The organism is Enterobacter asburiae (genome assembly GCF_008080435.1).
Taxonomy (GTDB): domain Bacteria; phylum Pseudomonadota; class Gammaproteobacteria; order Enterobacterales; family Enterobacteriaceae; genus Enterobacter; species Enterobacter asburiae_C.
The window spans coordinates 1-1,308 of record NZ_VRKN01000056.1 but is presented as its reverse complement, the minus strand read 5'-3'; the positions used below and the strand labels follow the sequence as shown (position 1 = coordinate 1,308).

The window sequence follows — 1,308 nt, the reverse complement described above, 5'->3', positions numbered from 1 at the left end:
ACTGACGCTGACATCGGACGAGAAGACGTAAAGTGACAGACGTGACAAAATTTTGGACGGTTCCCGCTTACACCCCCGGATTCAGACTGAGATGCCCGTGTTTCTCCATTGCCGGAATGAGCCGGGGCAGTAACGCCCTGAGACGTTTGCCGCACAACCGGTCTGAAGCTTCCCGTAGGACAATCAGAGCCTGCTGAACGGCTGCGCCATAAACCGAGCCGGAGCTGAGCGACGCTGTTGACTACCGTTAGTGACGGCCCCGTTCAGTAACCGGATTGCTGATTTACGATGGTACCCGCTGATCAGAATGAACTCTTCGAGAATCCTGTTTTTCTCTGCCTTACTGGCTGCCTGATAGCGTGTTTTCAGCGCCCGCAGCAGCTGGCGACGGGTATCCACAGGCAACAATACATTGCTTACAGGTGCACCTTTGTCTGGTTATTTATTAATCAGCCAAAGTGACGATTTTGATGAGGCAAGAAAGTAACATTAAATGGTGAGGCAACACGGCGGACGGGGTAATTGTCGCCTAATAGATTAATATCTATGGCCTACCCACCAGGGCATTAGATAGTTCTTATAGATAGTCTAAACCCCATCCTTGCTTTTCTTAACATCAAAAAAAATTAAAAATATTAACGTTACTGAGTAAATATGTAACGATTATGGGTCTGCTTGCGAGCAGAAAAGCAGTACATGGGCAAGCACATGTGCTGAACAAAAATCAACCACAACCAAAGGTGAAGCTTATGGCTATCAACCGTTACTTGATAAGGGTTTTAACTCTATGGGAAGTATCTTTGATGAAAAACACAACGTAGTTTTAGACTCACTGGCTCGAATCTGCCTCGATGGAAAGTTACCTGTCTTTGTTTTTGATCTTGATGTGAAACGTTTTCAGGGGAAATATTACGCTTCGGCGGAACATTACGGGAAACCAACGAAACCAGAAGAAATGGGGCGTTATAACGACCTGTCTGGTAAAACCGGAGTCTGTTACTTTGCAAAGAATAGCCTGACAGCGCTGGCTGAAAGCTATGGCAGAATGTACCACCACGCCAATGGAGATTTCGCAATATCTGAGCATGCATTGGATATTGCACATATGTATACGCTGCACCCGAAATCCCCATTGATACTGGTTGATATGGCAACACTTGCGTCAATGTTGCATCTAACAGCGGATCAACTAACAGGTGTTGATTACTCGCTGACGCAAGCCATTACTGGTTATTAGGCGACAATTACCCCGTCCGCATCGCGACAATTACTCTGGCCTGTTTGTAATCTGAGCGTCCTGTTTCTTCT

1 protein-coding gene is annotated in these 1,308 nt (G+C 46.3%); it reads left to right on the top strand.

Annotated elements, in window-relative coordinates:
* Positions 1–787 precede the first annotated feature (787 nt).
* A complete protein-coding gene (locus FU672_RS24780) occupies positions 788–1,237 on the top strand; it encodes an RES family NAD+ phosphorylase (protein ID WP_148245227.1) in 450 nt (149 codons plus the stop codon).
* Positions 1,238–1,308 lie beyond the last annotated feature (71 nt).

Bases quoted from the DNA above. Each gene is read 5' to 3' on its own strand.
- FU672_RS24780 (WP_148245227.1), top strand. From the start codon at position 788: ATGGGAAGTATCTTTGATGAAAAACACAACGTAGTTTTAGACTCACTG.